The sequence below is a fragment of the Streptomyces sp. NPDC020983 genome (assembly GCF_044333485.1).
Taxonomy (GTDB): Bacteria; Actinomycetota; Actinomycetes; order Streptomycetales; family Streptomycetaceae; genus Actinacidiphila.
Genome location: NZ_JBIRRA010000006.1, coordinates 446,399 through 470,658, shown reverse-complemented (window position 1 = coordinate 470,658; position 24,260 = coordinate 446,399). Strand labels below are relative to the sequence as shown.

24 protein-coding genes are annotated in these 24,260 nt (G+C 74.0%); 13 read left to right on the top strand and 11 right to left on the bottom strand.

Translation table 11 applies throughout. The features are described from left to right. Positions 1–166: 166 nt before the first annotated feature. Positions 167–559, top strand: coding sequence for an SCO5389 family protein (locus ACH4SE_RS16330; protein WP_398544036.1), 393 nt, complete (start codon positions 167–169; stop codon positions 557–559). 50 nt (positions 560–609) lie between these two features. On the opposite strand, the gene ACH4SE_RS16325 is transcribed toward ACH4SE_RS16330, so the two are convergent. Next, the gene (locus tag ACH4SE_RS16325; protein ID WP_398544035.1) at positions 610–1,635 is read right to left on the bottom strand and encodes an LLM class flavin-dependent oxidoreductase; all 1,026 of its coding nucleotides are present in this window, start codon (positions 1,633–1,635) and stop codon (positions 610–612) included. A 305-nt stretch (positions 1,636–1,940) separates the two neighbouring features. On the opposite strand from ACH4SE_RS16325, the gene ACH4SE_RS16320 reads away from it, so the two are divergent. After that, the gene (locus tag ACH4SE_RS16320) at positions 1,941–2,258 is read left to right on the top strand and encodes an ATP/GTP-binding protein (protein ID WP_398544034.1); all 318 of its coding nucleotides are present in this window, start codon (positions 1,941–1,943) and stop codon (positions 2,256–2,258) included. A 25-nt stretch (positions 2,259–2,283) separates the two neighbouring features. Here the strand turns inward: ACH4SE_RS16320 and ACH4SE_RS16315 are convergent, their stop codons facing one another. The 5 genes from ACH4SE_RS16315 to mce form a co-directional block, all read right to left on the bottom strand. Then, positions 2,284–3,057, bottom strand: coding sequence for an ABC transporter permease (locus tag ACH4SE_RS16315; RefSeq protein WP_398544033.1), 774 nt, complete (start codon positions 3,055–3,057; stop codon positions 2,284–2,286). Position 3,058: 1 nt separating this feature from the next. Then, positions 3,059–4,090, bottom strand: coding sequence for an ABC transporter ATP-binding protein (locus tag ACH4SE_RS16310; protein WP_398544032.1), 1,032 nt, complete (start codon positions 4,088–4,090; stop codon positions 3,059–3,061). 137 nt (positions 4,091–4,227) lie between these two features. Then, positions 4,228–5,163 (bottom strand): cellulose-binding protein, encoded by a 936-nt coding sequence (locus ACH4SE_RS16305; RefSeq protein ID WP_398544031.1) that lies wholly within the window; start codon positions 5,161–5,163, stop codon positions 4,228–4,230. Positions 5,164–5,268: 105 nt separating this feature from the next. Further along, entirely contained in the window at positions 5,269–8,832 is a 3,564-nt protein-coding gene (scy, locus tag ACH4SE_RS16300; RefSeq protein ID WP_398544030.1) for a polarized growth protein Scy, read from the bottom strand. A gap of 196 nt (positions 8,833–9,028) precedes the next feature. Then, a complete protein-coding gene (gene mce, locus ACH4SE_RS16295; protein WP_398544029.1) occupies positions 9,029–9,493 on the bottom strand; it encodes a methylmalonyl-CoA epimerase in 465 nt (154 codons plus the stop codon). A 167-nt stretch (positions 9,494–9,660) separates the two neighbouring features. Here mce and ACH4SE_RS16290 point away from each other — a divergent pair, with 167 nt between their 5' ends. Further along, on the top strand, positions 9,661–10,836 hold the full coding sequence (locus tag ACH4SE_RS16290; RefSeq protein WP_398544109.1) for an acetyl-CoA C-acetyltransferase: 1,176 nt from the start codon (positions 9,661–9,663) through the stop codon (positions 10,834–10,836). Positions 10,837–10,856: 20 nt separating this feature from the next. Beyond that, complete coding sequence (meaB, locus tag ACH4SE_RS16285) at positions 10,857–11,813, top strand: methylmalonyl Co-A mutase-associated GTPase MeaB (RefSeq protein WP_398544028.1); 957 nt, start codon at positions 10,857–10,859, stop codon at positions 11,811–11,813. A 12-nt stretch (positions 11,814–11,825) separates the two neighbouring features. Here meaB and ACH4SE_RS16280 read toward each other — a convergent pair whose 3' ends face one another. Together ACH4SE_RS16280 and murJ are read right to left on the bottom strand one after the other, a co-directional pair. Next, positions 11,826–12,386: a PadR family transcriptional regulator gene (locus tag ACH4SE_RS16280; RefSeq protein ID WP_398544027.1), complete on the bottom strand. Its 561-nt coding sequence runs from the start codon at positions 12,384–12,386 to the stop codon at positions 11,826–11,828. Positions 12,387–12,489: 103 nt separating this feature from the next. After that, entirely contained in the window at positions 12,490–14,031 is a 1,542-nt protein-coding gene (murJ, locus tag ACH4SE_RS16275) for a murein biosynthesis integral membrane protein MurJ (protein WP_398544108.1), read from the bottom strand. Positions 14,032–14,654: 623 nt separating this feature from the next. Here murJ and ACH4SE_RS16270 point away from each other — a divergent pair. Then, entirely contained in the window at positions 14,655–15,836 is a 1,182-nt protein-coding gene (locus ACH4SE_RS16270; RefSeq protein WP_398544107.1) for a lipid II:glycine glycyltransferase FemX, read from the top strand. A gap of 51 nt (positions 15,837–15,887) precedes the next feature. Here ACH4SE_RS16270 and ACH4SE_RS16265 read toward each other — a convergent pair whose 3' ends face one another. Further along, positions 15,888–17,249 (bottom strand): MFS transporter, encoded by a 1,362-nt coding sequence (locus ACH4SE_RS16265; protein WP_398544026.1) that lies wholly within the window; start codon positions 17,247–17,249, stop codon positions 15,888–15,890. Positions 17,250–17,318: 69 nt separating this feature from the next. Here ACH4SE_RS16265 and ACH4SE_RS16260 point away from each other — a divergent pair, with 69 nt between their 5' ends. Further along, positions 17,319–18,305: a DUF5937 family protein gene (locus tag ACH4SE_RS16260; RefSeq protein WP_398544106.1), complete on the top strand. Its 987-nt coding sequence runs from the start codon at positions 17,319–17,321 to the stop codon at positions 18,303–18,305. A gap of 105 nt (positions 18,306–18,410) precedes the next feature. Here the strand turns inward: ACH4SE_RS16260 and ACH4SE_RS16255 are convergent, their stop codons facing one another. Both ACH4SE_RS16255 and ACH4SE_RS16250 read right to left on the bottom strand, forming a co-directional pair. Then, complete coding sequence (locus ACH4SE_RS16255; RefSeq protein WP_398544025.1) at positions 18,411–18,704, bottom strand: MTH1187 family thiamine-binding protein; 294 nt, start codon at positions 18,702–18,704, stop codon at positions 18,411–18,413. Next, positions 18,701–19,051: a DUF3817 domain-containing protein gene (locus tag ACH4SE_RS16250; RefSeq protein ID WP_398544024.1), complete on the bottom strand. Its 351-nt coding sequence runs from the start codon at positions 19,049–19,051 to the stop codon at positions 18,701–18,703. Before ACH4SE_RS16250 ends, ACH4SE_RS16255 begins: the two co-directional genes overlap by 4 nt. Positions 19,052–19,269: 218 nt before the next feature. Between ACH4SE_RS16250 and ACH4SE_RS16245 the strand changes: the two genes are divergently transcribed. The 7 genes from ACH4SE_RS16245 (at position 19,270) to ACH4SE_RS16215 (ending at position 24,240) form a co-directional block, all read left to right on the top strand. Next, positions 19,270–20,085 (top strand): DUF2127 domain-containing protein, encoded by an 816-nt coding sequence (locus ACH4SE_RS16245; RefSeq protein WP_398544023.1) that lies wholly within the window; start codon positions 19,270–19,272, stop codon positions 20,083–20,085. Positions 20,086–20,091: 6 nt separating this feature from the next. Continuing rightward, positions 20,092–20,730 carry an AIM24 family protein gene (locus ACH4SE_RS16240; protein ID WP_398544022.1) on the top strand — a complete coding sequence of 213 codons (639 nt, stop codon included), beginning with the start codon at positions 20,092–20,094 and terminating at the stop codon, positions 20,728–20,730. Next, positions 20,730–21,380, top strand: coding sequence for an AIM24 family protein (locus ACH4SE_RS16235; protein WP_398544021.1), 651 nt, complete (start codon positions 20,730–20,732; stop codon positions 21,378–21,380). Before ACH4SE_RS16240 ends, ACH4SE_RS16235 begins: the two co-directional genes overlap by 1 nt. Then, positions 21,377–22,111, top strand: a complete 735-nt coding sequence (locus tag ACH4SE_RS16230; protein WP_398544020.1) for an AIM24 family protein — start codon at positions 21,377–21,379, stop codon at positions 22,109–22,111. Before ACH4SE_RS16235 ends, ACH4SE_RS16230 begins: the two co-directional genes overlap by 4 nt. Positions 22,112–22,187: 76 nt before the next feature. Continuing rightward, positions 22,188–22,670, top strand: a complete 483-nt coding sequence (locus ACH4SE_RS16225) for a MarR family winged helix-turn-helix transcriptional regulator (protein ID WP_398544019.1) — start codon at positions 22,188–22,190, stop codon at positions 22,668–22,670. Positions 22,671–22,793: 123 nt separating this feature from the next. Then, a complete protein-coding gene (locus ACH4SE_RS16220) occupies positions 22,794–23,354 on the top strand; it encodes a SigE family RNA polymerase sigma factor (RefSeq protein ID WP_398544018.1) in 561 nt (186 codons plus the stop codon). Next, positions 23,347–24,240 (top strand): hypothetical protein, encoded by an 894-nt coding sequence (locus ACH4SE_RS16215; protein ID WP_398544017.1) that lies wholly within the window; start codon positions 23,347–23,349, stop codon positions 24,238–24,240. Before ACH4SE_RS16220 ends, ACH4SE_RS16215 begins: the two co-directional genes overlap by 8 nt. The last annotated feature ends 20 nt before the right edge of the window (positions 24,241–24,260 follow it).

Here is a 24,260-nt window from a genome sequence, read left to right as displayed (position 1 = left end):
CCGGGGCCGAAAAATGGCCGGTTGTGGGCGCTACCTCCTGGTGCGCGCAGCCCCCGGACCCTACGGTGGGACCCCCGGAGCCGAGGTGGGGGCAATGCCGTCGCCGGACCCTCCGGATCCCGTCCGTACGGCCCCGTGCGTTCACGGGGTCACGAGAGGAGTACCCATGTCGCTCGACGTCTCTCCGGCCCTCCTGGAACAGGCCGAGCGAGGCGAGGTCGACGAGCAGGAATTCGTCGACTGCGTCAGGACGTCCCTTCCCTACGCGTGGGAACTGGTCAGCTCGCTGGTGGCACAGCTCAAGGTGGACGGCGGGGAATTCGCCGACAACCTGGTGCCGCCGCCCAGCGAGAAGGAGCGCGGCCAGTTGCTGCGCGCGCTGGCCAGTGACGCGATACGCGGGGCGCTCCAGCGGCACTTCGGGGTGCGCCTGGCCTTCCAGAACTGCCACCGGGTGGCGGTCTTCCCGCTCGACGCGGTGGACGGCCCCGGTTACGCCGACTTCACGTCGGTGCGCTCGCAGGTGCTGAACCAGTCCCCGGAACTGCGCGACTGCTGATCCGCGCCCGGCGGCGGCGTGCTCCCGTAACGGGCCCGGGGCATGTGTGATCAGGCCAGTTCCGGGAGGACGTCGGCGCCGAGGCGGGCCACGTTGTGCAGCGTCGCACCGAGGTCCCCCGAGCCTTCGACGAGCAGGGCGAAGCGGGTGATGCCGGTGCGGGCGGCGGTCGCGGCCAGCCGGTCGGCGCACAGTCGCGGCGGGCCCACGGGGTGCAGGGCGCACAGCAGGTCGGTGTAGCCGAGCGGGTCGCGCATGGTGCGCGGGCCGCCGTCGACGGTGCGGTGCGCGGCGAGGCCCTGCTGGAGCCATCCGGGCATGGCCTTGCGCAGCGTCTCGGCGGCGTCCGCCCGGGTGTCGGCGATCTGTGCGACGCCCGCCGACACGTGCCCGGCGGCCGCGACGGCGTCCGGCGGGTGCCCCGCGTCCAGGGCGGTGCGCCGCCACAGGGCGACCATGGCGGCCTTGTCGTCGTCCCCGCAGTGCATGCCGAGCAGCATGGGCAGGCAGCGTTCGGCCGCCAGCCGCACCGTGCCCGGCGACGTGCACGCCACCACCACCTCCGGCCCGGGCCGCTCCTCCAGTTCGTCCGGCCGGGGCACCACGGCGACCTCGCGGAAGGCGTAGCGGGGGCCGGATCCGGCCACCGCGGGCTCGCGCAGCCAGCGCAGCAGCAGGTCGAGGGATTCCGGGAAGCCGCTCTCGTACGCGGCCCGGCCCGCGCCGAAGACCTCCAGGTCGATCCAGGGGCCGCCGCGCCCCACGCCGAGGGAGAAGCGCCCGCCGGAGGCGAGGTGCAGCAGCGCGGCCTGCTCGCCGAGCGCGACCGGGTGGGCGGTGGGCAGCACGCTGACCGCGGTGCCGACGGACAGCCGCCGGGTCCGGCCCAGCAGCAGCGCGGCGAGGGTCACGGCCGACGGGCACACGCCGTAGGGTACGAAGTGGTGCTCGGCCAGCCACACCGCGTCGAGCCCCGCGGCCTCGGCGGCCTCGGCCGTCGATATCGCCCGGTGCAGCGGCTCTGCCTGGCCCTGCCCGGGGAACTGGGCCGCGAGTACGAACGTCCCCAGTCGCATCGCCCGCTCCCTCCTCGCCTGCGGCGGCGGCACGGGCCTGCTGCGGCCCCTCGCGGCCCGCCGGATGGACGCCGGGACCGTCCTGTCCCGACTCCCTGACTAACGTCTGGCACGTGCCAAAGGCACGGCTTTCGGCGGCGATTTCATGATTTTCGCCGGGGGGACGGCGGATCCGGCCGTTCGGGCGGGCGCGCACCGGCGCGTACGCCGCCCACCCGCCGTGCACCTGCCGCGTTTCGGATCCGCGGGCACCCGGCGCGTACGCTGGATGCCGTCCGCGAAGCCAGCAGATGGCGAGGTGTCCCGTGTCGCCGCGACGCAACCGCCCGTACGGCGCCCAGCGCCCCGCGGAACGCAGCCAGGAGTCCGGGGTCGGCGGCGCCGGCACCGTGGAGTGGCAGGGGGAGGAGTGGGTGGTGCGCCCGGTCGCCGGCTCGGCGTCCGCCAAGCACTACCGCTGCCCCGGCTGCGACCAGGAGATCCCGCCCGGCGTCGGCCACGTGGTGGCCTGGCGGGAGTACGACGGGCTCGACGACCGGCGGCACTGGCACCGCGCGTGCTGGAACGCGCGGGACCGCCGCACCAGCAAGGTGCAGCGGTCCCGTAACGCGCCCCGGTACTGACGCCCCGGCCGGCGTGCGGCACGCCCTACGCGTCGCGCTGCCGCAGGACGACGTAGCCGCCGACGAGGGCCGCCACGACCCACAGCGCCATGATGCCGATACCGCCCCACGGGCCGTACGACAGCGTCTCGTCGGTGTTCGGCACGACGCGCACGATCTGCTGGCCGGCCTGGTCGGGGAAGTAGTGCGCGACCGACTTGACCTTCGGCACCGCCGACAGGATCGGCGAGACGAGGAAGAAGAACGGCATCAGGATGCCCAGGCCCAGCATCGGGCTGCGCAGCATCGCCGCCGCGCCCACGCACAGCAGTACCAGCAGCGTCGAGTAGAGCCCCGCGCCGAAGACCGCGCGCAGCACGCCCGGGTCGCTGATCTTCGCCTTGTGCGAGCCCAGCAGCGACTGGCCGAGGAAGAACACCACGAAGCTGGTGGCCATCGACGCCACGAGGGCCAGGCCGCCCGCGACGGCGACCTTGCTGGTGTAGAAGGCGCTGCGCTGCGGCACCGCGGCGAGCGAGGTGCGGATCATGCCGGTGCTGTACTCGCTGGCGATGACCAGCACGCCGAAGACGATCAGCGCGAGCTGGCCGAGCTGCATCCCGACGAAGCCGGTGGCGGTCGGGTCGAAGGTCGCCTTGTCGTGGTCCGACAGCGAGTCCCAGGTGTTGTTGAACACCAGGCAGATGATCGCGCCGAGGGCGACGGTCACGAGGAAGGAGAGGGCCAGCGTCCAGATCGTTGAGCGGACCGACCGGATCTTCGTCCACTCCGAGAGCAGGACGGCGGAAGGCGCAGCCATGTCAGCGCCCCTTTCCGGAACCGGAGTTGCGCCATTCGGAGCCCCACTCCTGCTCGCCCGGTTGCGGTGGCGGCGCGGCGGCCGGCTGGCCGGGCTGCGGCGGCGGCACGGGCGCGCCCGGCACCACGGCCCCGTGGGCGTGGTATTCGACCGACTCGGCGGTCAGCTGCATGAAAGCTTCCTCCAACGACGCCCGCTGCGGGCTCAGTTCGTGCAGCACCAGCTGGTGCTCGGCGGCGAGTTCGCCGAGCTGCGCGGCCTCCACACCGGTGACCTCGAAGGCGCCGTCCGCGGCGGTCACGGTGGCGTGCCCGGCCTGCGCCAGCAGGTCCTTCAGGCGCTCGGGCTGCGGGGTGCGCACCCGGACGTACGACCGCGAGTTGCGCTCGATGAACTCCGCCATCGAGGTGTCCGCGAGCAGCCGGCCGCGCCCGATGACGATGAGGTGCTCGGCGGTCAGCGCCATCTCGCTCATCAGGTGGCTGGAGACGAAGACCGTACGGCCCTGCGCCGCGAGCCCCTTCATCAGGTTGCGGATCCAGTGGATGCCCTCCGGGTCCAGTCCGTTGACCGGCTCGTCGAACATCAGGATCTCCGGGTCGCCGAGCAGCGCCGCCGCGATGCCGAGACGCTGCCCCATGCCGAGGGAGAACCCCTTGGACCGCTTGCGGGCCACCGCCGTCAGGCCCACCGTCTCCAGCACCTCGTTCACCCGCCGGGTGGGGATGCGGTTGGACTGCGCGATGCACAGCAGGTGGTTGTACGCGGTGCGCCCGCCGTGGATCGACTTGGCGTCCAGCAGCGCCCCGATGTGCTTGAGGGGCTCGCTGAGCTGTGCGTAGTGCTTGCCGTCGATCCGGACGTCGCCGCTGGTCGGCGAGTCCAGGCCCAGCATCATCCGCATCGTGGTGGACTTGCCCGCGCCGTTGGGGCCGAGAAAACCGGTCACCACGCCGGGCCGCACGGTGAAGGTCAGATGGTCGACTGCGGTCTTGTCCCCGTACCGCTTCGTGAGCCCCTGCAACTCAATCATGGGCCGAGGCTAGCAAGATACGCCGCAGCCCCCGCACCGTTTCGGGGGCGGGGGCCGCGGAATAGGGGTTGCCACCTCGGGCCCCGGCGTGCCGGGCGAACGGGGGAGTCGCCCGCCTGCCGGGGGTAACGGCCGGGTCAGCGGGACTGCTGCGCCGGGACGCTGCGGGAGATCGGCTCGTCCTCCGGCGTGGTCGCCGCGGCGACCGCCGCACCGGTCAGCGTCGCCAGCATCTCGCGGACGTTGGTCAGCTGCGCGTTGATGCTGTCGCGGCGGTTGGTGAGCGCCGCCAGCTCGCGCTCGGACTCGCTGCGGATCCGGTCGGCCTTCGCGTTGGCGTCGGCGACGATGTCCTCGGACTGCCGCTGCGCGGTCTCCACCGTCTGGCGGGCGCGGCGCTCGGCGTCGGTGCGCAGCTTCTCCGCCTCCAGGCGCAGCTGCTCGGCGCGGTGCTCGATCTCCGCGAGCCGCTTCTCCGCCTTCGCCTGACGCGAGGCCAGGTCGCGCTCGGACTGCTCACGGCGCTTGGCGAGGTTGGTCTCGAAGTCCGCGGCGGCCTGGGCGGCCTTGGCGCGCGTCTCCTCGAACAGCGCGTCGGCCTCCTCGCGCTTGGCCTGCGCGTCCTTCTGCGCCTCGCTGCGCAGGTTGGCGGCGTCGCCCTTGGCCTTCTCGACGATCCGCGCGCCCTCGTCCTCGGCCTTGGCCTTGCGGTCGGACGCGAACGCCTCGGCGTCGTTGCGCACCTGGGCGGCGGCCGACTCGGCCAGCTCGCGGTGCTGCTCGGCCGCCCGGCGCGCCTCCTCCCTGAGATCCTTGGCCTCCTCCTCGGCGAGCCGCAGGATCTTCTCGACCCGGGCACCGAGACCGGCGTAGGACGGCTCGGCGTCGTTCACCTGAGCCGCGGCGTTCTGGGTTTCGAGGTGGAGTTCCTCGATGCGCTTCTCCAGCGCGGTGATGCGGGTCAGCGCGCTGTCACGGTCGGCGACGAGTTTGGTGATGCGGTCGTCCACCTGTCCGCGGTCATATCCGCGACGCACGAGCTCGAAGCCGAAGGGAGAGGAAGTGTCGCTCATGGGGTTCCTGTCGATGATTCAGACCGGTGAGGTGATAGAGGGAATCCTAGGGGGCTTTGCGGCGTGTCACCGAGCCATTGCGCATTCGGCATGGAGAATGTGCGCTCAATCGAGTGGCTGATCGTCGCTGCGCTTGCCACCTGACCTGCTGGTACCGGTGGAGGCTCCAGCCGAGACCGTACTCTTCGGTGATTTGGCCGCGCCACCCGGGGACTCGAACTGCTCCAGAGCGGCGAGGACGTCCTGCACCCGGCCGATCTCCGCGTTGATGTCCTCGCGGCGGCGCGACAGCGTCTCCAGCTCGCGGCGGCCCTGCTCCACGATCTGCTCGGCCTCGGCGCGCGCCTCCCGCTTCACGCGTTCGGACTCGCGCTCGGCCTCGGCCTTCTTCTGCTCGGCCTCCTTCAGCAGGCCCTCGACCTTCTTCACCGCGGCGATACGGACCTTGCTGGCCTCGGACGTCGCGGTCGACTTGATCTCGGCGGCCTTCTGCTCGGCCTCGCGCAGCTGCTCGGTCGCGGCCGCCACCAGCTTGTCGACCCGCTCGCCGACCACCCGCATCGCCTCGGCCGCCTCCTTGCGGGAGCGGTCGTGCAGCGCCTCCACCTCGGACTCCACCCGCTGCCGCAGCTCGTCGGTGCGCTCGCGGATCGTCGTGGCGTCCCGGCGGGCCTCGCCGAGCAGCGTGTCCGCGTCCGTGCGGGCCCGCTCCACCAGGCCGTTGCCCTCCGCGGTCGCCTCGTTGACGAGCCGCTCCGCCTCCGCGCGGGCCGCCGCGACCAGCGTGTCCGCCTGCTCCTCCGCGGCCTCCGCGAGCCGCCGGGCCTCCGCCTGCGCCTTGCCGACCAGGGTGTCCGCCTGCTCCGCGGCCTCGCTGCGGCGCTTGTTCGCCGCCTCCCGGGCCTCGTCCAGGAGGCGCTGCGAGGCGGCCCGCGACTCCTCCGCGGTCTGCTCGGCCTCCGCCAGACCCGCGCGGGCCTTCGCACCCAGCCGCTCGGCCTCCTCGCGCGCCTTGCCGACCAGCGTGTCGGCCTGCGTGGCGGCGTCGGTACGCATCCGGTTCGCGTCCTCGCGGGCCTCGGCGCGCAGCCGGTCGGCCTCCTCGATCGCCTCCGAGACCGTACGGTCGGCGAGCGACCTGGCCGCCTCCGACTCCTCCTGCGCCTCCCGGCGCATCCGGGCCGCGTCCTCCCCGGCGCGCTCGCGCTCGGAGTTGGCGTCGGCGTGCAGCCGGTCCGCCTCGCCCTGCGCCTCGGTGCGCAGCCGCTCGGCCGCGTGCTCCGCCGCCGAGCGCAGCCCGGCGATCTCCTGCTCGGCCTCCTGGTGCAGGTTCGCGACCGAGTCCCGTACCTGCTGCGCGGTCTGCTCGGCCGCGGTGACCAGCTCGACGGCCCGCTGCTCGGCCTCCGCCACCAGCCGGTCGGCCTCCGCCGCCGCGTCCTCGACGCGCTTGCGGGCCGCCGCGAGCAGCTCCTCGCTCTCCTCGCGGGCCCGCGCCCGCTCCTGCTCGGCCTCGGCTCGCGCGGTCGACAGGTGCTCCTCGGCCGCCCGGCGCCGCCGGGCCGCCTCCTCCTGCGCCCCGGCCAGGGCCTCGGCGGCCTCCGTGGCCAGCCGCTCGGCCGCCGCGGCCGCCTCGGCGCGCAGCCGGTCGGCGGTCTCCTGCGCCTCGCTGCGGGCCCGCTCGGCCTCCGCCGCCGCGTCCGCCTGCACCCGCAGGGCGACGTTCTCGCCCTCGGCCCGGGTCTGCGCCGCGTCGGCCGCCGCCTCGTCCCGCACGCGTACGGCCTCGGCCTCGGCCTGCTCAAGGAGGGTACGGACCCGCTCGCCGGTCTCCTGGCGGAGCCGCTCGGCCTCCTCGGCGGCCTCCGCACGCAGCCGGTCCGCCTCGGCGCTGGCCTCCCGCAGGCGCTGCTCGGCCTCCGCGACCCGGGCCTCGGCCTCCGCGCGCAGCCGGACGAGATCGGCCTCGGCCTCCTCGCGCATCCGGGCCACGAGGCTCTCGCCCTCGGCCCGCTGCTCGGCGGCGGCCTGCTCGGCGGCCTCCCGGACCGCCGCGCCCTGCCGCTCGGCCTCGGCCCGCAGCTCGTCGGCCTCGGCGCGCGCGGTGCGCAGCGCCTCCTCGGCCTTGATGTTCAGCGCCGAGGCCCGCTCCAGGGACTCCGCGCGCATCCGCTCGGCCTCGCCGGCCGCCTTCTGCCGCTGCTCGTCGCCGTCTGCCTTGGCCTTGGCCAGCAGCTCCTCGGCCCTGCTCGCGGCCTCCTCGATCTGCCCGACGGCCTCCCGGCGGGCCTCGCCGCGGATCCGCTCGCCCTCGGCGACCGCCTCGGCGCGCAGCTGCTCGGCCTCGCCGCGCAGCCGCCGGGCCTCCTCCTGGAGCTCGACGGTGCGGGCGCGGTACTCCTTGGTGTCGTCCTGGGCGGCGCCGCGCAGCTCCTGCGCCGCCGACTCCGCCTCGCCGCGGACCCGGTCCGCCTCGGCCTGCGCCTCCTTGCGGATGCGCTCGGCCTCCTCGCCCGCGCCCTTGGTCGTGGACCGGGCGTCCTCCGACGCCTTGGTCAGGATCTCCTCGGCCGAGCGCGCCGCCTGTGCGAGCTGCGCGGCCGCGTCCTCGGCGGCCGCCGCCCGGGCGGTCTCCTGCGCCTCGGTACGGATCCGCTCGGCCTCCGCGCGCGCGTCGGCGACGGTCTGCTCGGCCTCCGCCTTGGCGGCCTCGGCCTCCTTGGTCGCCTCGCTCACCATGCGGGCGATCTCGGCCTTGGCCGTCCGGGTGCGCTGCTCCATCTCGGCTTCGGCGGCCGCCAGCCGCTTGGCGGCGCCCGCGGCGGCCTCCTCGCGCAGCTTCTCCGCCTCCGCGGTCGCCGCGCGCAGCCGCTCGTCGGCCTCCCGCAGCCGCTCCTCGGCGAGCCGGGACAGCTCGGTCGCGCGCTGCCGGGCCTCGTCGGACTCGCTGCGGCTGCTGGCGCGCAGCTGCTCGGCCTCGGTGGTGGCCTCCTGGGCCTGCGAGGACGCGGCGGTCAGCAGCCGCTCGGCGTCCGCGCGGGCCCGCCGCAGCACCTGCTCGGCCTCGGCGCGGGCGGCCTGGGCGTCGGCGGTGAGCCGGTCCCTGGTCTGCTCGGCGACCCGGGTGGCCTCGGCACGGGCGGCGGCGAGCGCCGCCTCGGACTCCGCGCGGGTCTCGTCCAGCAGCCGGCGGGCCTGTGCCTCGCTGCGGGCGCGCAGCTGCTCGGCCCACGCGACGTTCTCGTTGACGTGGCCCTCGACGTTGGCCCGCCGCTCGGCGAGCTCCTCGTCGAGCTGGCGGCGCCGGGCGATGGCCTCGGCGTGCCACTCCGCCTCGAAGCGGGCCTGGTGCTCGGCCTGCTCCTGGAGCAGGCGCTGCGTCTGCGCGCGGGCCTCGCGCAGCTCGCGCTCGGCGTCCGCGCGCAGCTGGTCGGCCTGGATCTGGGCGTTGCGCAGCAGCTGGTCGGCCTGGTGGCCGATGTTGTCGTAGGCGGGGCGGGAGGCCAGCATCCGGCGGGCCTCGTGCAGCTTGGCACGCAGCACCTCGACCTGGTAGCCGAGGTCGTCGGCGTGATCGACCGCCTTGCCCCGCTCGGTCCGAAGCCGCTCCATCTCGGCCTCGAGCTGAGAGAGGTGGTCGTCAGCCCGGTAGCTGTCGTTGCCCCGCACTCCGCGGTCCCATCGGTCTCCTGGCGTTCTCACCCGCCAACCGGGTGAGCTTCTCCGCGACCCCGGGTGAAAACAGGGTCCACAAAGAATGGTGTCAGATCAACGGCGCGGAGCGGGAGCGTACCCAGACCCCACCCCGGTCGGCCCGGCCACTCTACCGGGCAGCACGGGGATAAGGTCAGTGGTCCTCGACAGGTCAGTGGTCGCCGGAGGTCGCGTCACCGGCGGCGGGGGAGTGGCCGCCCGCGGCGGTCACCAGCTCGGTGAGGACGCCGTGGCAGTCCTTCGGGTGCAGGAAGGTGATCCTGGAGTCCATGGAACCGCGCCGCGGCTCGTCGTAGAGGACCCGCACGCCCTTGTCCCTGATGTCCGCGGCGTCCTTGTCCACGTCCGCGGTGCCGAAGGCGATGTGGTGGACGCCCTCGCCGTTCTTGGCCAGCCACTTGCCGACCGCACTGTCCTCCCGGATCGGCTCCAGCAGCTGGAGGTAGGAGGCGCCGCCGTCGGACGTCCCGTTGATCCTGAGCATGGCCTCGCGCACGCCCTGCTCTTCGTTGACCTCGGTGTGGAAGACCTCGAAGCCGTAGGTGGCGCGGTAGAACTCGACGGTCGCGTCGAGGTCGGAGCAGGCGATCCCGATGTGGTCGATACGAGTCAGCATGGAACCAGTGCACCGTACGGCCCGCGATTACACAACGTGCGCGCTGTCACACGTTCTGCCGGGTGACGCGCGGGCTACCGCTCAGTACATTGATGCTAACCCTCGTTAACTTCTCTTCTGTCGAAGGGACCCGCACCATGACTCCTCCCCCCAGCAGTACGCGCTCGGTGATCGTCGCAGGTGCCCGTACGCCCATGGGCCGGCTCCTCGGCAGCCTGCGCGGCTTCTCCGGCGCCGAGCTCGGCGGTGTCGCGATCAGGGCCGCGCTCGAGCGGGCCGGGATCCGCGGCGACCAGGTGCAGTACGTGATCATGGGGCAGGTGCTCCAGGCCGGCGCCGGCCAGATCCCCGCCCGGCAGGCCGCGGTCAAGGCCGGCATCCCCATGTCGGTGCCCGCGCTCAGCGTCAACAAGGTGTGCCTGTCCGGGCTGGACGCGATCGCGCTCGCCGACCAGCTGATCAGGGCCGGCGAGTTCGACATCGTGGTGGCCGGCGGCCAGGAGTCCATGACCAACGCCCCGCACTTGCTGCCCGGCTCCCGCGCCGGCTTCAAGTACGGCGCGATCGAGATGCTGGACGCGATGGCCCACGACGGCCTCACCGACGCCTTCGAGCACATCGCGATGGGCGAGTCCACCGAGAAGCACAACGCCCGGCTCGGCATCGCCCGCGCCGACCAGGACGCCTTCGGTGCGCTGTCCCACCAGCGGGCCGCCGCCGCCCAGAAGAACGGCCTGTTCGACGCCGAGATCACCCCCGTCGAGATCCCGCAGCGCAAGGGCGAGCCGGTCGTCTTCAGCAAGGACGAGGGCATCCGCCCGGAGACCACCGCCGAGTCGCTGTCCCGGCTGCGCCCGTCCTTCGCCGCCGACGGCACGATCACCGCGGGCACCGCCTCGCAGATCTCGGACGGCGCGGCGGCGGTCGTCGTCATGAGCCGCGCCAGGGCCGAGGAGCTGGGCCTGCCGTGGATCGCCGAGATCGGCGCCCACGGCAATGTCGCCGGCCCCGACAACTCGCTCCACTCCCAGCCCTCGAACGCCATCGCGCACGCCCTGCGCAAGGAGGGGCTGACGGTCGGCGACCTCGACCTCATCGAGATCAACGAGGCCTTCGCGGCCGTCGCCGTACAGTCCATGAAGGACCTCGGCGTGACACCTGAAAAGGTGAACGTGAACGGCGGCGCCATCGCGCTCGGCCACCCCATCGGCATGTCGGGTGCCCGTATCGTGCTGCACCTGGCACTGGAGCTCGGCCGCCGCGGCGGCGGCACCGGCGCCGCTGCCCTGTGCGGGGGCGGCGGCCAGGGCGACGCCCTGATCCTGCACGTGCCCGCGAACTGACGTGACGGAGGACGGCCGCGATGGTGGATGTCGGGGAGCTGGTCGAGCAGGCCCGGGCCGGGCGGCCGCGGGCCGTCGCACGGCTGATCTCGCTGGTGGAAGGGGCTTCCCCGCAGCTGCGTGAGGTGATGGCCGCGCTCGCGCCGCTCACCGGCGGGGCCTACGTGGTGGGCCTGACCGGCTCGCCCGGCGTCGGCAAGTCCACGACCACCTCGGCCCTGGTGACCGCCTACCGCAAGGCGGGCCGCCGGGTCGGGGTGCTCGCCGTCGACCCGTCCTCGCCGTTCTCCGGCGGCGCGCTGCTCGGCGACCGCGTGCGGATGTCGGAGCACGCCTCCGACCCGGGCGTCTACATCCGCTCGATGGCCACCCGCGGCCACCTCGGCGGCCTGGCCTGGGCGGCGCCGCAGGCGATCCGCGTGCTGGACGCCGCCGGCTGCGACGTGATCCTCGTCGAGACGGTCGGCGTCGGGCAGTCCGAGGTCGAGATCGCCGCGCAGGCCGACACCTCCGTGGTGCTGCTCGCCCCCGGCATGGGCGACGGCATCCAGGCCGCCAAGGCCGGCATCCTGGAGATCGGCGACGTCTACGTCGTCAACAAGGCCGACCGCGACGGCGCCGACGCCACCGCCCGCGAGCTCAACCACATGCTCGGCCTCGGCGAGTCCCGCGCCCCCGGCGACTGGCGGCCCCCCATCGTGAAGACCGTCGCGGCCCGCGGCGAGGGTGTCGACGAGGTCGTCGAGGCCCTCGACAAGCACCGCGCGTGGATGGAGGAGCGCGGCGTCCTGGCCACCCGGCGCGCCACCCGCGCCGCCCGCGAGATCGAGACCATCGCCCTCACCGCCCTGCGCGCCCGCATCACCGCCCCCGGCTCCTCCCACGACCTGCCGGCCCTCGCCCGGCACGTCACCGAGGGCACCCTCGACCCGTACACGGCGGCGGACACGCTGATCGAGGGCCTGACGGGCGAGTAGCCGGCCCGCGCGCTACGCGGTGCCGAGGCGGGCGCGCAGGACCGCGGCCGACTCCAGGCACCAGGTGCGGGTCTCGCGTTCCAGGGCCAGGCCGCGGCGGCAGGTGAGGTAGGGGCCGACCTTGGGGGAGTCGCGGAGGAAGTCGGCCTCGGGGGTGTCGCCGCGGATCAGGGCGAGGAGGTCCTCGTAGCCGCCGATGCGGGCGAGGGCGGATTCGGCGCGCTCGTCGAGCTGCGCGATGACGCGGGCGGTGTCGACGTGGTCCGCCGTCTGCACCATCACCAGCAGGTCGTCGCGGATGAAGGTGGGCCGGGAGTCGGCGGCGACGAAGCGCTCCAGCTCCGCGAGGCCCTCGGCGGTGACGGTGAAGACCCGCTTGTTGGGGCGGCTGGTCTGCACGACCTCGCGGCCCGCGACCAGCCCCTCCTTCTCCAGTTTGGACAGCTCGGAGTAGAGCTGCTGGGGCAGCGCGTGCCAGAAGTTGGCGACGCCGACGGCGAAGGCCTTCGCCAGCTGGTAGCCGCTGAACTCGTTGTCGAGCAGTGCCGCGAGCACGGCGTGCCGCAGTGCCATCGGGCTCCCTCCCGCTCGTCCCCGGCCGTTCCGGCCCCGGGGCCCGGACGACCCGCTCAGCTTACTCAACGATTGTAGTATTCGCCTTTGTGAGTAAGGGGGTTCACGACCTGCGCGGCAGCAGCGCCAGCCCCAGCGGCCGGGCCAGCACCAGCGCGGGTGCCAGCAGCGCCGCAGCGCCGAGCAGCAGGCCCGCCGTGTCGCCCGCCAGGCCCGTACCCAGCCGGACGGTGCACACGTGCGCGGCCCACAGCGACAGGTACGCGCCCGGCAGGAAGGCGCCCAGCAGCCGCAGGTGGTGGCCCAGCACCCCCGGGCGCCAGCCCAGCCGGCGGCGCAGCAGCGTGGACGTCGCCAGCAGCCCCGCCGTGCACGCCACCGCGTAGCCCGCCGCCATGCCCGTGACCGCCCAGCGGGCCGGCAGCAGCGCGTACGAGGCCGCCGCCAGCGAGGCGTTGACCGCGGCGATGAGGACGTTGAGGAAGAACGGGGTCCGTGTGTCGCCGAGCGCGTAGAAGCCGCGGGCCAGCAGGTACTGGCCGGCGAACGCGGGCAGGCCGAGCGCGAAGGCGGTGAGCATCCAGCCGATCGCCGCCGCGTCCGCGTCCGTCGTCGCGCCGTGCTGGAAGACCACACCGGTGATCTGCGGGGCGAGCGTCACGAAGGCGAGCGCCGCCGGGACGACGGCGGCGCCGGACGCGTTGAGGCCGCGCGTCAGGTCCGCGCCGATCGCCGCGTGGTCGCCGTCCGCGGCGGCCCGGCTCATCCGCGGCAGCAGCGCGGTCACCAGCGACACCGTCACGATGCCCTGCGGTACGACCCACAGGCTGTACGCGTTGCTGTACGCGGCGTAGCCCACGCCCGCGCCGTGCCCCGAGGCCAGCGCGTGCCCGCCCGCGGAGGTCGACAGCCGGGTCACCACCCAGTACGCGCCCTGGTTGACCAGCACCAGCAGCAGCGTCCACACCGCCGCCCGCATCGGCTGCGTCAGGCCGGCGCCGCGCCAGTCGAACCGGGGGTGCCAGCGGAAGCCCGACGCCCGCAGCGACGGCAGCAGACCCATCGCCTGCACGGCGATGCCCGCGGTGCTGCCCAGGCCCAGCACCAGCGCGTCCCGGTCGTCGACGCCGCCGCGCGCGGTGCCCAGGTAGAGGCCGAACACCGCGATGACGACGAGGTTGTTGAGCACCGGCGTCCACATCATCGCCGCGAAGCGGCCGCGGGCGCCCAGCACCTGGCCCAGCAGCGTGAAGACCCCGTAGCAGAGGATCTGCGGCAGGCAGTAGCGGGCGAGCGTCACCGTCAGATCGCGCTGCGGGCCGTCGAAGTCCGGCGCGTACGCGGACACCAGCAGCGGCGCCGCGAGCACCGCCAGCGCGGTCACGGCGACCAGGCCGACCGCGCAGAGCGTCAGCAGCCGGTCGGTGTACGCCTGCCCGCCGTCGGCGTGCTCCTTCGCCGCGCGCACCAGCTCCGGGATGAAGACGGACTGGAGGGCGCCGCCGATCACCAGGGCGTACACGATGTTCGGGACGGTGTTGGCGACGCTGAAGGCGTCGCCCGCCGCCGCGGTGCCGACGGCCGCGGTGATGACCGCGAGCCGCAGGAACCCGGTGGCCCGGGAGACCAGCGAGCCGGCCATCATCGCCCTGCCGCTGCGGGCGAGCGAGGGTTTGGCGTGCCGCGTGCGGAGGCGGGTTGCCGCTGGCGCCAACCCCTCCCCCTGTTCTCCGTGCCCGCGCGCGGGACGCGGGGTACGGTCCCGGACCGCCCGGGGCGCCGGGCGGTGGCTGCCTGCCGGGCGGTGCGCCGCCCGGCCCCCTGCTGATGAGTGCCGCCCGTAGTGACGTCTCCGGCCCGCGCGCAGTTCCTTGTGCTCCTCTCCGCTCCGGGCTGCCGCTTGCGGCCGTGCCCGCGACCTTGCCGCCGGTGGGGGCCGGCCGCGCGGTTCCCCGCGCCCCCGGTGGCTCGCCCTCTGCTCGCAGGGTCAGCGTTTCGGGGGGCGCGGGGAGCTGCGCGACAGGCCACGACGAAAGGTGCGCCACATCACCGGCACGCGGTGGCGGCCCGGTCCGGTGGGGCCACCGGCCGCACGCAGTGGCCCCGCGTGGGTGCGGGGGCCGACGTCAGTGTGGGGGCCGGGGCGCGGCGCGGGACAGAGGCGCGGGATGTCGGGAATCTCTCTGTCACAAACCCCCTGGGGCACGCGTGGGAAGTCGTGAGCGGACCGTTCCCGGGCCGCCGGACGGGGAGGACCGCGTCGTGACGATGACCACCCACCAGCAGTTGCCGATGGCCCCCGCGGGGGAAGGGACCGGAGTCCGGCTGGAGCCGATCGGCGCGGATCTGCACGCGGCCTTCCTGCGGCGGCCGGGCGGGCACACCGCGAGCTTCCTCCAGACGCCGGCCTGGGCGCGGGTCAAGGCGGGGTGGCGGGCGGAGAGCCTGGGCTGGTTCGACGGGGCCGGGCGGCTGCTCGGTACCGCGCTGGTGCTCTACCGGCAACTGCCGGGCCTTCGGCGGCTGTTCGCCTACCTGCCGGAGGGCCCGTGCGTGGACTGGGCCGATCCGCAGCTGGACCGGTGGCTGGAGCCGCTCGCGGACCACCTGCGGGAGGCGGGCGCCTTCGCCGTACGGATGGGGCCGCCGCTGGCCTACCGCCGGTGGTCGGCGCGGACGCTGAAGGACGCGGCAGGGCCCGGACGGCGGGTGGGGGACGTCCTGCCGGACCTCGTCGAGCCGCTGGGCGCCGCCGTCGCCGACCGGCTGCGCGAGGCGGGCTGGCGGCGCTGCGGGGAGGACGGCCAGGGCGGCGACGCGCAGCCGCGGCTGGTCTTCGAGGTGCCGCTCGCCGGGCGCTGCCTGGACGACCTGTGGACGGGGCTCAACCAGGAGTGGCGCCGCAACGTCAAGAAGGCCGGCAGGAGCGGGGTGCGCACCGCCGTGGAGGGCCCGGGGACGCTGCCGGCCTTCCACGAGCTGCTGCGCGTCACCGAGCGCCGCGACGGCTTCGACCTCGGCCGCGGCCTGGACTACTACCAGCGGCAGTACACCGAGCTGAACGCCGAGCAGCCGGGCCGTATGCGGCTCTACACCGCCCGCCACGAGGGCGAGCTGCTGGCCGCGCACACCCTGCTGACCTCACCGGACGGCGTGCGCGTCTGGTACCAGACGGGCGCCTCCGCCGACCACCGCCGCGAGGTGCGGCCGAGCAACGCGCTGCAGTGGCGGATGCTGTGCGACGCGCTGGCCGCGGGCGCCGCGGTCTACGACATGCGCGGGGTCCCGGACGACCTGGACCCCTCCTCCCGCGCCCACGGCCTGCTGCGGTGGAAGCTGGGCACGGGCGGCGAGGCCGTCGAGACGGTGGGGGAGTGGGAGCTGCCGCTCCAGGGAGCCGTCAACAAGGCCCTGCACCGCGCGATGCACGCCTATCTCACCCGCCGCTGACCCGCGGCCGCGGGCCCGGCGAAGGCGCAGGTCCGCGGCGGGCGACGCGCGTCACGCGGGCAGCATCACCGGTGCCCCGCGGGTGCGCCGCACCGCGCGCAGGACGAGCAGCACGCACACCGTGCCGCCCGCGCCCGAGCCGGCGATCACGGCGTAGGGGGGCGCCCATTCGGCGAGGGCGCCGCCGACGGTGATGCCGATGCCCTGGAGGGTCATCAGGCCCGCGCCGAGCAGCGTCATGGCCTGGCCGCGCGTGTGGTCGGGCACGTCGGTGACGAACCACTTGTCCATGCCGAGCGCGTAGGCCGCGCTGAGGCCGGTGAGCAGCAGCAGCACGAGCGCCAGCGGCAGCGACGGGTCGAACGCGAAGAAGACCAGCGGTACGAGGGAGACGCCGGCGAGCGGCAGGACGATGCGGTCGCGGGCCGCGGGCGACAGCATCGTGCCGGCCACGACCTCGCTGAGCGCGGTGCCGGCGGGCATCGCGGCGAGGAAGAGGCCGTAGCCGACGGAGCCGGCGCCCACGTCCTCGGCGAAGGGCGCCGCCAGGCCCTCCGCGACGATGAAGAACATCGGCGGTATCCACCACATCAGCAGCAGCGCCCGGATCCGCGGGTCGGCCATCAGGCGCCCGGCGGAGTACAGCGACTCGCGCAGCAGCCGCCCGCTGTTGGTGACGCGGGCGGGGCGGTCGCGGGTGCCCAGCCGCAGCAGCAGCGCGGAGCCGGCGAAGGTCGCGGCGGTCAGCAGCAGTGCCGAGCGCGGGCTGAGCCACACCAGCAGGAGGCCGCCGATGCCGAAGCCGAGGATCTGCGAGCCCTGGGCGACGATCCGCACGAGCGACCGGCCGAGCACGTAGCGCTCGCCCTGGAGGATGTCGGCGAGGCTCGCGGCCCGGGTGCCGGTGAACAGCGGGGCGATGAGGGACATGACCACCCGCAGCGCGAAGAGCACGGCGACGGGTGTGCCGGGTATCGCGGTGGCGGCGACGCAGGCGCAGGACAGCACGTCGCAGGTGACGAGGACCCGGCGCGCGGGGTAGCGGTCGGCGATGCCGGACAGCAGCAGCCCGCTGAGCGCGTAGGGCAGGTAGGTCAGGGCGAAGACGAGGGCGGACAGCACCGCCGAGCCGGTCTCGGCGTAGACCAGGACGGCGAGCGCGACCTCGGCGAGCACCCCGCCGAGCATGGACAGCACGTGCGCGGCGAAGATCGGGCGGAATTCGGCTACCTGGAAGACCGCTCCGTATCCGACGGCGGCCTCGGTCCGCCCGGTGTTCTCCTTCTCGCCGCCGGGGGTGTTGGCGGTGTCCTGCGGGTTCTCCACGCTCTCCGCGCGGGCTTGCGCGCGATCTTCTCCGGCCGGCGAAGCGGGGTCGACCCCGCGTGGCGGGTGCTCGCTGTCCGTTGTCATGCCATCACCCTGGAGCCACAGGGACCCCACGTGTAGTCTTTCGCGCACAGCCGAATCTTGGGGGTCATGATGTCGCTTCGCATGCGATTTGCGGCTGAGGACCTGCTCAAGTGCCGTTTCGCGATATCCCCGCTGCGTGAGACGCAGGGCGCGGTGCGCACGCTGTCGCGCCCCGACCGCCACGGCCACCACCTGCCGTGGCTGCGCCAGGTGCGGGCCGCGGCGGCCGGGCTCGACCTCGCCCCGCTGTGGCTGCTGGCGCCCGAGCAGGGGTACGGGCCGGACTTCCTCCAGCCCGTCCCGGAGCTGCCGCTCGCCTCGCTCGACGAGGAGCTGGACCGGGTGCGGGCCACCCCGCCGGCCGTCGCCCGGCGGCAGATCGCCGCCGCCCTCGCCCAGACACCCGGCGCGGCGGACACCCGCAGGGGCCGCGCGATGCTCAACGACCCGGCGGGCACCGTGCAGCAGCTCGCGGGGCTCTACGAACACGTGTGGGCGGCACTGCTGGCCCCGCACTGGCCGCGGCTGCGGGCGGTGCTGGAGGCCGATGTCGCCTACCACGCCCGGCGGCTCGCGGACGGGGGCATGCAGCGGCTGTTCACCGGGCTGCACCCCAAACTGCACTGGTCGGACGGCGCCCTGACGACCCCGGGCACGGCGGGCCCGCTGCCCGAGCCCGCCGGACGCGGCCTGCTGCTCGTGCCCAGCGTCTTCTTCTGGCCCGAGGCGGGCAGCGCCTTCGACCCGCCCTGGCAGCCGGTCGTCGTCTACCCCGCGCGCGGCATCGGCGGCCTGTGGGCGCCCGGCGGGCCGACCGCGTCCGACACCCTGGTGCGGCTGCTGGGGGCCAACCGCGCGGCGATACTCAGCGGTCTGGACGCCCCCAGCACCACCACCGCGCTGGCCCACCGGCACGTGATGGCCATGTCGTCGGTGTCCGCGCACCTGGCGGTGCTGCGCGACGCGGGACTGCTGACCTCGCGCCGCTACGGCCACCAGGTGCTCTACGAGCGCACTCCGCTCGGCATCGCGCTGGCCACCGGAGGGCTGCTCTGACCTGCCGGGGGAGCGGAACCGCCGGCGACGCCGGGCCGCGGCGCGGCCCGCGCACGTGTCGCGGAGGTGACCACGGGGCTACGGGAAGATGTCCGGATCCGGCCGTCAGTCGGCCAGATACCGCTCGACGGTGGCCACCTTCGCGTCGAGGCCCCCGGTCACCCCGGGCCGCAGATCGGCCTTGAGGACGAGCGAGACCCGCGGCGCCCGCGCCTCGACCGCGGCGACCGCACGGCGCACGACGTCCATGACCTCGTCCCATTCACCCTCGATCGAGGTGAACATCGCGTCCGTCCGGTTCGGCAGCCCGGACTCGCGCACCACCCGCACGGCGTCGGCCACGTACTCCCCGACCTCCTCGCCGACGCCCAGCGGGGTGACGGAGAAGGCGACGATCACGCGCCCACCGCCTCGGAGCGCCCGCGCGCGGCCACCACCGCGTCCACGACGGCCTCCGACTCGCGGGCCAGCGTGCGCTCGGCGAAGAAGCCGCCGGTGGGCAGCACGGACAGCAGGAGCAGCCAGCCCGCGCGCTTCCAGCCCCAGCGGGCCCGGCGCCACGCCAACGCCCAGAAGGCGACGTAGAGGACGAAGAGGACGCCGTGCACCATGCCCATGACCGGCACCGCGTTGAAGTCCGTGGTGCGCTTGAGCACCGAGCACACGAGCAGCAGCAGGAAGGAGACCGCCTCGGGGGCGGAGATCAGGCGCAGCCTGCGCAGCGCGCCGGCGGTCTTCAGGTCCACGGGGTACCTCACTGTCGTACGGGGCGGCCGGTCCGGCCGGTCGCGGCGGACGCGGGCCGATCTTGTGATCGCATTCACAAGACCTCCCCATTATCGCCCCCCGTATCGGTGACCTGCCCCTGGGGTAGGAAACCGGGCGGCGGGCGGTAGCGTCCCTGTCCACGACAGCGTTCGTGATGAGTGCACGACACCGAACACCCAACGGGGACCGAGGGACGATGAGCATCGACTGGGACCGCCGGCACTGCGCGCGCAAGGGCCACATCACCTACGCCCCCGACGAGCTGCGGCTCCGCGGACGCCTGCACGCCGCCACCGCGGTCGGCGAGGTGTGGCGCTGCCTGCGCTGCGGGGACTTCGTGCTGGGTGAGCCGCACGGCTCCGGTCCCGCCGAGCTGGCTCCGCTGGTACCGCGCGGCCGGGCGCTGCGCGACCTGTTCATCCTGCGCTTCCTCGCCGTCGAGCGGATCCTGCGCGGCCTGCTGATCGTCGTGGCCGCATGGGCGGTGTGGAAGTTCAGCAACTCCCAGGACGCGGTGCGCAAGCTCTTCGAGGACGACCTGACGGCCTTCAAGCCCGCCGCCGACCACTTCCACTACGACCTCGACCACTCGCCGGTCGTCGACTCCATCCGCAAGTTCTTCGACTACAAGAGGTCGACGCTGCGGATCGTCGCCGCCGCGCTGCTCGGCTACGCGCTCATCGAGATCGTCGAGGGCTTCGGCCTGTGGTGGGCCAAGCGCTGGGCGGAGTACCTGACGGTCGTCGCGACCGCCGCCTTCCTGCCGCTGGAGGTCTACGAGCTGACGGAGAAGGTCAGCTACTTCAAGATCGGCACCCTGGCGCTCAACGTCCTCGCCGTCCTCTACATCCTGCTCGGCAAGCGGCTGTTCGGCCTGCGCGGCGGCCACAAGGCCTTCGAGGCCGCGCGCCGCAGCGCCTCGCTGCTGGAGGTCAAGGAGGCGGCCGGCGCCGTCGGCGAGGAGCTCGAACCGCTGCCCGTACGCCCGCGTACGGCCACCGAGGCCGGCTGAGCCGCGGTGGCGGTCTTCCGGCTCCAGGGCACCCGCGTGCTGGCCGTCGACCTGGCCGGCGACGCGGTCAAGGCCAAGAAGGGCGCGATGGTCGCCTACGAGGGTGAGGTCACCTTCAAGAAGATGACCGGTGGCGGCGAGGGCCTGCGGGGCCTGGTCACCCGGCGCGTCACGGGTGAGGCGATGGCCGTCATGGAGGTCAGGGGCCAGGGCACGGTGTACTTCGCCGACCGGGCCACCGAGATCAACCTCGTCCGGCTCACCGGTGAGAAGCTGCACGTCGAGGCGAGCAACCTGCTGGTCACCGAGCCGTCGCTGCGCACCGGCACCACCTTCACCGGGCTGCGCGGCGCCTCGCAGGGCAACGGCCTGTTCACCACCACCGTCGAGGGCAGCGGGCAGGCCGCGATCATGTCCGACGGCCCGGCGATCGTGCTGCGCGTCACCCCCGGCACCCCGCTGGTCGTCGACCCCCAGGCGTACGTCGCCCACACCGGGAACCTGCGCCAGCAGCTGCGCAGTTACGTGGGCCTGCGCACCCTCGTCGGCGAGGGCTCGGGGGAGAGCTTCCGCATCCACTTCGAGGGCGACGGCCTGGTGTACGTCCAGCCCAGCGAGCGCGAGGCCTTCGGGGGACAGATCTGATGCCCTTCACCCGGATCAACTCCAAGCTGGTCGAGACGCGCATCGTGCCCGGCCGGCGCATGTTCAGCCAGCGCGGCGCGATGCTCGCCTACCGCGGCGCCGTCACCTTCACCCCCAGCATCACCGGCGGGCAGGGCGGGCTGACGGGCATGATCGGCCGCCGCCTCGCGAACGAGGCCACCCCGCTCATGACGGTGGAGGGCGACGGCACCGTGCTCTTCGGCCACGGCGGCCACCACGTCCACTGCGTCGACCTCACCGGCGAGACCCTCTACGTCGAGGCCGACCGGCTGCTCGCCTTCGACGGCTCCCTCGCCCAGGGCACCATGTTCATGGGGTCGCAGGGCAGCGTGATGGGCGTGGTACGGGGCCAGGCCACCGGCCAGGGGCTGTTCACGACCACGCTCCAGGGCAAGGGCTCGGTCGCCTTCATGGCGCACGGCGGCGTCTTCGAGCTGCACGTCACCCCCGGCCGCCCCGTCCACGTCGACCCGCAGGCGTACGTCGCGCACCGCGGCGAGCTGCGCAACAGGCTCGTCACCGCGATCGGCTGGCGCGAGATGGTGGGCCGCGGTTCGGGCGAGGCCTTCCAGCTCGAACTGAGCGGCCAGGGCACCGTCTACGTCCAGGCCTCGGAGGAGAAGCTGTGACCCACCCCGCCACCGGCCCCGCGGGCCCGGTGATCCACGACGCCTTCACGCTGCCGAGCAACGACAACGTCAACCCGTACGCCTTCAGCGTCGAGCTCGACGGCCAGTGGTTCCTGCAGAAGGGGAAGATGATCGCCTACTACGGGCAGATCGACTTCCACGCCATCGGCCACGGCCCCCTCGACCGGCTCGTCGCCGCCAGCTTCCACTCCCCGCTGCACGCCACGGCGTGGGTCGTCGCCCAGGGCCGCGGCAAGATGCTGCTCGCCGACCGGGCGTACGACATCAACTCCTACGACCTCGACAACGGCAACCTCACCATCCGCTCCGGCAACCTGCTCGCCTTCCAGCCCGGGCTGACGCTCAAGCAGTCGATCATCCCGGGCTTCCTGACGCTGCTGGGCACCGGCACCTTCGTCGCCGCGTCCAACGGCGCGGTGCACTTCGTCGAACCGCCCGTCCGCGTCGACCCGCAGGCCCTCGTCGGCTGGGCCGACTGCCCGAGTCCCTGCCACCACTACGACCACGCCTACATGCGCGGCGTCCTGGGCGGTGTCCGGGCGCTCACCGGTCTCGGCGGCGCCTCCGGCGAGGAGCACCAGTTCGAGTTCAGCGGCGCGGGCCAGGTGCTGCTCCAGTCCACGGAGGAGCTCCTGCCCGGCACGGACACCGGCGGCGTCCCCGCGAGCGCCGGCCCCGGAGTCCCCGGTGCCGCCCGCCCCCGGAGCTGACGGCAGCCGCTGCACACCGTGACGGACCCGCTACCCGGGTGAACGTACGAATTTCAACGGACGGTAGAATTCGCCCATGACGACGGAGACCGCGGACAGCGCCACGACCTGGCTCAGCGAGGAGGAGCAGCGCGCCTGGCGCATCCACCTCGATGTCAGCCGGCTGCTCATGTACCAGCTGGAGCGCGACCTGCAGCCCTTCGGCCTGACCAACAACGACTACGAGATCCTCGTCAACCTCTCCGAGGCCGAGGACCACCGCATGCGGATGAGCGACCTCGCGAAGTCCACGCTCCAGAGCAAGAGCAGGCTCTCGCACCAGATCACGCGCATGGAGGCCGCCGGATACGTCCGGCGGGAGAACTGCGAGTCGGACCGCCGGGGACTCTACGCCGTGCTCACGGAGCAAGGCTGGGACACGATGCGGCATGTCGCGCCGCGGCACGTCGCGTCCGTGCGCGAGCACTTCATCGGCCTCATCCCGCGGGGCGGTCTCGCGGCCTACCACGCCGCCCTCGCCCCCGTGGCCGCCCACCTCCGGGCGACGCGCCCGCGCTGAGCTTCGCGCCCCGCCGGGCGCCGTGCCCGCCGGGGCACCCGCGGCGCGCGGCCCGGCGGCGGAAAATCCCTGTGTCACCTCAAGGCGCCCTCGCGCGTGAAAGATGCGGGAGGGCCACGAAAGATGACCGCACAACCCGCGGAGCGCACCGCGGACTTCGATGACTTCTACGCCGCGACGGCGAAACGGATGGTCGCCGTCGTGTTCGCCGTGACCGGCGACCTCGGCGAGGCGGAGGACGCCGTCCAGGAGGCCTACGCGCGAGCGTGGACCCGCTGGGCCGCGCTGACCGCCGAGGGCGATCCGACCCCCTGGGTCAGGACCGTCGCGCTGCGCCTGGCGGTGAGCACCTGGCGCAAGGCGCGCAACCGCATGCGCGCCCACTTCCGGCACGGCCCGCCCGCGGACGCGCCCGCCCTGGCCCCCGACCGGGTGGCCCTGGTGGACGCCCTGCGCACGCTGGGCGACGACCAGCGCACCGCCGTCGTGATGCACCATCTGCTGGACCTGCCGGTCGACGAGATCGCGCGGGAGACGGGGGTGACCTCCGCCGCGGTGCGGACCCGGCTGAGCCGCGGCCGCAGGGCACTCGGCGCCCAGCTCAGGGAAGAACCCGAGCCCGCGGACCCCGACCGTGCCCGCCGCGACCGGCAACCCATCCGAGAGGTGCCCCTCCATGGCTGACGAATTCGACGCCCGCCTGCGCGACCTGGCGCACGACGCCGAGCAGCTGGTCGTGCTCGCCGGCCCCCAGGCCGCCCGCGTCCGCGGCGAGAAGCGCCGTGCCCGGCGCCGCGCGGCCGCCGCCGGCACCGCCGCGGCGCTCGCCCTCGGCTTCACCGGCTGGCAGCTCCTGCCACGGCTGGGGCAGGCGGACGGCACGCGCACCGCCCCGCCCGCCGCGTCCGGCACCGCGACCCCCGGCCCCGCCTCCGGCGAGGCGCTCACCGAGCGGCTGCTCCCGGCCAGTTCGCTGCCCTTCGCGCCGAAGTGGCGCTGGACGGTCATGGGCACCGCGCCGGACGACAAGCTGCCCTCCGCCTGCGGCTTCCCCCCGCCGGAAGGCGTCACCGCCCGGAGCGGCCGCACGTACGTGGCCGAAGCCGTCAAGGCCACCGCGTACGAGCAGCTCGCGGCCTACCCCGACGATTCCGCGGCCTCCGCGGCGGCGGAGGAGCTGCGGCAGCGGATCGGCGCCAAGTGCGGGATGGACGTCGCCGAGGTCGGGGACAGCGTCTGGGGGCGGCTCGTGGCGCACCGCGCCATGGGCTCGTCCAAGAAGCTCGCCGGTGTGACGGTGTGGATCCAGCACGAGGGGCAATACGTCGCCGTACTGGTGGTGGACAGCCCCCACAGCCCGCTGTGGTGGCAGCCCGGCGACGAGCCGGACGGGCCGCGTCCCTCCGGCTGCCTGGCGGACTCGCTCGACGACCTGGCGATGTCCACCTCCCCGCACGGCCGCTCCACGACGAGCCCCGGCGCCGGCGGGTCCACCGGCGGCGCCCACGCCTCCGGCAACGGCGGTTCCACCGCCGGCGCGGGCGCGTACTCCTCGACCGACGACTGCTGACCGACTGCTGACAAGGACCG

What these genes read in the sequence shown, in the direction of transcription:
- ACH4SE_RS16315 (WP_398544033.1), bottom strand. Translation starts at nt 3,057, where the DNA reads ATGGCTGCGCCTTCCGCCGTCCTGCTCTCGGAGTGGACGAAGATCCGG.
- murJ (WP_398544108.1), bottom strand. Translation starts at nt 14,031, where the DNA reads ATGATGGCCGGCTCGCTGGTCTCCCGGGCCACCGGGTTCCTGCGGCTC.
- ACH4SE_RS16310 (WP_398544032.1), bottom strand. Translation starts at nt 4,090, where the DNA reads ATGATTGAGTTGCAGGGGCTCACGAAGCGGTACGGGGACAAGACCGCA.
- ACH4SE_RS16305 (WP_398544031.1), bottom strand. Translation starts at nt 5,163, where the DNA reads ATGAGCGACACTTCCTCTCCCTTCGGCTTCGAGCTCGTGCGTCGCGGA.
- ACH4SE_RS16270 (WP_398544107.1), top strand. Translation starts at nt 14,655, where the DNA reads ATGACCACCCACCAGCAGTTGCCGATGGCCCCCGCGGGGGAAGGGACC.
- ACH4SE_RS16260 (WP_398544106.1), top strand. Translation starts at nt 17,319, where the DNA reads ATGTCGCTTCGCATGCGATTTGCGGCTGAGGACCTGCTCAAGTGCCGT.
- ACH4SE_RS16235 (WP_398544021.1), top strand. Translation starts at nt 20,730, where the DNA reads ATGCCCTTCACCCGGATCAACTCCAAGCTGGTCGAGACGCGCATCGTG.
- ACH4SE_RS16215 (WP_398544017.1), top strand. Translation starts at nt 23,347, where the DNA reads ATGGCTGACGAATTCGACGCCCGCCTGCGCGACCTGGCGCACGACGCC.
- ACH4SE_RS16225 (WP_398544019.1), top strand. Translation starts at nt 22,188, where the DNA reads ATGACGACGGAGACCGCGGACAGCGCCACGACCTGGCTCAGCGAGGAG.
- mce (WP_398544029.1), bottom strand. Translation starts at nt 9,493, where the DNA reads ATGCTGACTCGTATCGACCACATCGGGATCGCCTGCTCCGACCTCGAC.
- ACH4SE_RS16325 (WP_398544035.1), bottom strand. Translation starts at nt 1,635, where the DNA reads ATGCGACTGGGGACGTTCGTACTCGCGGCCCAGTTCCCCGGGCAGGGC.
- ACH4SE_RS16280 (WP_398544027.1), bottom strand. Translation starts at nt 12,386, where the DNA reads ATGGCACTGCGGCACGCCGTGCTCGCGGCACTGCTCGACAACGAGTTC.
- ACH4SE_RS16220 (WP_398544018.1), top strand. Translation starts at nt 22,794, where the DNA reads ATGACCGCACAACCCGCGGAGCGCACCGCGGACTTCGATGACTTCTAC.
- meaB (WP_398544028.1), top strand. Translation starts at nt 10,857, where the DNA reads ATGGTGGATGTCGGGGAGCTGGTCGAGCAGGCCCGGGCCGGGCGGCCG.
- ACH4SE_RS16330 (WP_398544036.1), top strand. Translation starts at nt 167, where the DNA reads ATGTCGCTCGACGTCTCTCCGGCCCTCCTGGAACAGGCCGAGCGAGGC.
- ACH4SE_RS16245 (WP_398544023.1), top strand. Translation starts at nt 19,270, where the DNA reads ATGAGCATCGACTGGGACCGCCGGCACTGCGCGCGCAAGGGCCACATC.
- ACH4SE_RS16265 (WP_398544026.1), bottom strand. Translation starts at nt 17,249, where the DNA reads ATGACAACGGACAGCGAGCACCCGCCACGCGGGGTCGACCCCGCTTCG.